A 4,642-nucleotide genomic window follows, 5' to 3' on the forward strand; every position below is an offset into this window, starting at 1 on the left:
CAACCGCGCGTCACCGGGCCCGGTCGAGGAGACGTCGTTGACGAAGACGTTGAGCGTCGGGGTGCCGTCCGCGTCGAGGTGCGCCACGACGGTGGCGTTGACGCCGCCGGGGACCTCGACGCCGCTCGCCTCGATGGCGGGATCGGCCGAGTCCGGGGTGTCACCGTCGGCATAGACGGCGAGGTCGTAGGAGCCCGCGGGCAGGCTCAGCGGGTCGGTGAGCGTGCCCGGCTCGAAGTCGGGGATCAGCTCCTCGCCGTTGGCGTAGACGTCCACGGTCAGCTCGGGGACGGCGTGCAGGACGGAGACCGTGGCGTCGTTCTCGGCTGCCTGGGCAGGGACGACGGCCAGAGCCGTGAGGGCCACCAGGCCGGCGGCGCCGGCCAACGCGATCGTGGTGCGCATGTCGAGTGTGTCCTTTCGGGCGTCGGATGGAGCTCTTGGGCACGTGGTCTGGACCACTGTCCAGGACGCTACGACATTTCAACGCAGAGTTCAACAGTTTGTTGAAGTTCCTCGATCGTTCGGCGTCACGACGTGCCCCCGCCAGTGAGGGCTGTGGCACTGTGAACGTGTGGCACTGTGAAGAGGCACGGCGCCGGCTCGACGCGGCGTACGACGGCAGGTCGATGCGAGGTCACCGGGGGGGGACAGCAGTGTTCGTGGCGTTCACGGAGATCCGTCGCTCCCTGGGCCGCTTCTCCCTGTTGACCGCAGCCGTGGCCCTGCTGGTTCTCCTGCTGCTGTTCTTCCAGGCGGTGGCCGGGACGCTGACCCGTGGGCTGACCGGAGGGCTCGCGTCCAGCTCGGCCGACGTGCTGGCCTACGACGAGCAGGCCCGCCGCAACCCGGCGACCAGCATCGTGGCGGCAGGGGTCGAGGCACGGGTGGCAGCAACCCCCGAGGTGGCCGCGACCTCACCGATCGGGCTGAGCGTCTTCACCGGGACCACCGGCACCGGGGACGTCGACGTCCAGCTCGTCGGTGGCGACCCGTCCGGCCCGTCGGTCCCGGCCGAGGTGGCCCACGGACGACTCCCGCGCGATCGAGGTGAGGCGTTGTTCAGCGGGTCCTCGTTCGACGACCGCCTCGAGGTGGGCGAGCGGGTCACCGTCGAAGGCGTGGTCCTCGAGGTCGTGGGCACCGCCGACGACGCGGCCTTCAACGTCCTGCCCACCCTGTACGTCCCGTACGCCGACTACGTCGCGGCCGCGCAGGCTCGGGCCGGGGCGCCGATCGACGTGGCGCCCTCGCTGATCGGCGTCACGCTGGTCGCCGGCGCGAACCCCGAGGCGGTCGCCGCGTCCCTGACCGACACCATCGACGGGATCGAGGCGCTGGAGCACTCCACCGCGGTCGCGGCCCTGCCCGGGGTCGGCTCGATCAGCCGGTCCTTCCTGATCCTGTACCTGCTTCTCTACCTGGTGGTCGGCATCGTCACGGGCGTCTTCTTCCTCATCCTGACCGTGCAGAAGGTCGACGCGCTGGTCCTGCTGCGAGCCGTCGGGGCGAGCAACCGCGAGCTCATCACCTCCGTCCTGGTCCAGGCGCTCGCGGTCGTGAGGCTCGGCGCGGTCGTCGGCACCGCGGTCACGGCCACCCGCAGGTCAGTGGTGGCCAGGGAGCCGGCACCACCGTCGATTCGTTCAGCAAGGGTCCGAGAGGTCGTCATTGGCGGAACCGTAGATGAGAACGATTCTCATTCGCAACTCGATGCTCAACGCGTCGACAGCGGCAGCCCGCCGGACCAGCCCTCGAAGCGCTCGTACGGCGGCGCCGGTCGGTTCGCGCTCTGCCGCAACTGCGCCGCCTCGTGCACGAGGTCGCTCGCGGCTGCCCGGTCGCCTTCCTCGGCCAGCAGCCGTGCGAGGCCCTCGAGCGCGGTCGCCACCAGACCTGGCTCCCCCACCGCGTGCCCTGCGTTCCGTACCTGCTGGTACCCGTCGGCGGCCCGCGCTGTCGCACCGTCTGCCTCGTCGCACCGAGCCAGCCCGGCCAGGGCCAGGGTCTCCGGCAGCGGGGTGCCGAGCGCTCGGAACCCCTCGCGGGCCGCCGTCAGCCGGCGGCGTGCCTCGGCCCAGTCGCCACCCACGGGCGCCAGCAGGCCGTGGCCGTAGTCGGCCAGGACGGTGCCCGCCCCGTCCCCGATCAGGGCGGACGCCCCCCGAGCGCGGTCGAAGGCGTCCCGTGCCGCCGAGTGGTCCCCCAGGTGCAGGTGCGCGATCCCGAGGTCGGCCAGGGCCCACTGCGCGGTGTTGTGGAGCGCGGCCGCCGAGGCCACGTCGATCGCCTCCTCGAGAACCCGGGCGCACTCGGCGTGACGACCGAACTGCCGCAGGCCCCACCCGAGGTGGTACAGCGTGGCCGACAGCCCCCACGGGTCGTCGAGTTGGCGGAAGATCGACGCCGTGGCGCGGCCGGTGGGCACGGCCGTCTCCGCATCGCCGCGTTTGAGGGCCGTCTCCATCCGCACGAAGCCGATCACGCCCAGCCCCCACTGGTCGTCCTCACCCAGGAACTCGCGCTCGGCCTCGGCCAGCAACTCCTCCGCCCGCGCGGAGTCGGCCCCCGTCACGCCCTCGACCGCCAGGAGCACACGGGAGAGGGCAGCCCGGGGCGCGTCCCCCACCTGCTCGAAGAGCGTGAGGCTCTCCTGGGCCGCCTGGGCGCAACGCGGGCTCGGGTGGACGAGGCAGGCGCGGGGCCGTTCGACGAGCGAGACAGCCTGCAGGGCACGCGCTCGCGCCTGCGAGCTGCCGCCCGGCTGCGCCGTCAGCCGGGCGAGCACCTCACGACCCTCGAGGTGACGACCCAGGTGCCAGAAGAGTCCGAGCGAGCCCGCCATCGCCAGGGCTGCGTCCAGGTCACCCGCCGGACCGGCGAAGTGGGTCAGTGCCTCTCGGATGTTCGCCTGGTCATCGCGCAGACGGCGGAAGGCATCGCGCTGCCCGTGCCCACGCAGCTCCGACTCGGCCTCCTCGGCAAGCCCACGGAAGTACGACGCATGCCGCTGGGCGACGGTCTCGAGCTCGTCGCACTCGGTGAGCCGCTCCCACGCGTAGTGCCGCACGGTCTCCAGCATCCGGTAGCGCGTCGCCGGCCCCGGTTCGGCCACGAGCATGGAGCGGTCCACCAGCCGACCGACCGTGTCGAGCACCTGGCCGGTCGAGATCAGGTCGTCGCTGAGGACGAACTCCGCAGCCGCCAGGGTGCACCCGCCCCGGAAGACGGCCAACCGACGGAAGACGACCTGCTCCGGCTCGGTCAGGAGGTCGTGGCTCCAGTCAACGGCTGCCCGCAGGGTCTGCTGGCGCGCCTCCGCCGTCCGGGCTCCCGAGGTGAGCAGCGCGAACCGTTGCTCGAGCCGCTCGGAGATCTCGCTCGGTGACATCGCCGCCACGCGAGCGGCCGCCAGCTCGAGCGCCAGCGGGATCCCGTCCAGCGCGCGAGCGATCCTGCCCACGGCCAGCAGCTCCCGGTCGCCGTAGACCGTGCCGGGCCTCACCAGGCGGGCACGCTCGACGAAGAGCTGGCAGGCGGGGAACTGCAGGACCTGCGCCGCCGGGGTCTCCTCCGGTGGCACCGGGAGGGGGCCGACGGCGATCTGCATCTCGTCGGGGACCGCCAGCGCCTCCCGACTGGTGGCGAGCACGGTGACGTCGGGGCACCGCCCCAGGACGTGGTCGACCAGGCCGGCGGCTGCGTCGACCAGGTGCTCGCAGTTGTCGACGAGCAGCAGCATCCGTCGGGGCTCGAGGAACGCCAGCAGCCGTCGGCGTACGTCGGGGTCGGCCGCGGCACCGTCCAGGGGCACTCCCAACGCGTCGGCGAACGCGAACGGGACCTGTTCGGCCGAGGTCACCGGGCTGAGCCGGACCTCGAACGCGCCGTCGGGGAAGGCGTCCGCGACCCGCACCGCCGCGGCCACCGCCAGGGACGTCTTGCCGGCGCCGCCGGGTCCGATCAGGGTGACGAGCCGGGACCCGACGACCAGCTCGGTGATCGCATCCAGCTCGTGCTCCCGCCCGATCAACGGGCGGACCGCCACCGGCAGGTTGGTCGGGGTCGCTGCGCGAGGTCGCTCGGAGGGGCTCCGCACCGAGCTGGTCGAGACCTGCGCCAGCGGCACGGTGGTCGGCGGCGACGGGTCGGGCTGGGCGCCGAGGGACGCGTCCTGACGCAGGACCCGCTCATGCAGCGAGCGCAGTGACGTCGACGGCTCGAGGCCCAGCTGGTCGTCCAGGGCGACCCGGGTGCGTGCGTACACCTCCAGGGCCTCGGCCTGGCGTGCGCTCCGGTAGAGCGCCACCATCAGCAGCCCGGCGAGCGACTCGAGGGTCGGGTCCTCACTCACCATCGGGCCCAGGTCACCCACCACTTCGGTGTGTCTCCCCAACGCCAGTGCGAGCTGGGCCCGCTCCGTGACGGCGGCCATCCGAAGTCCCGTCAGCCGGGCGGCCTCGGCCGTCGCCCACGGCTCGGTGTTGAAGTCGGAGAGGGCCTCCCCCCGCCACAGGCCCAGCGCCTCGTCGTAGGCCGCGAGGTCGGCGGGGCCCACGTGGCCCTTGTCGAGGGAGCCACCCGATCGCGCAGCACGCAGCCGCGTCACGAACTCCACCGCGTCGACGCTCGCCGGGTCGAC

2 protein-coding genes are annotated in these 4,642 nt (G+C 72.7%); both read right to left on the reverse strand.

Annotation, left to right across the window (positions count from 1 at the left end):
• A partial coding sequence (locus ABZE72_RS15825; protein ID WP_372729997.1) for a DUF4397 domain-containing protein occupies positions 1-405 on the reverse strand: 405 nt, incomplete at its 3' end.
• Between the two features lie 1,312 nt (positions 406-1,717).
• The coding region (locus ABZE72_RS15830) for a BTAD domain-containing putative transcriptional regulator (protein ID WP_372729998.1) at positions 1,718-4,642 on the reverse strand (2,925 nt) is incomplete at its 5' end.

Source organism: Nocardioides sp. (genome assembly GCF_041600255.1).
Lineage (GTDB): Bacteria > Actinomycetota > Actinomycetes > Propionibacteriales > Nocardioidaceae > Nocardioides.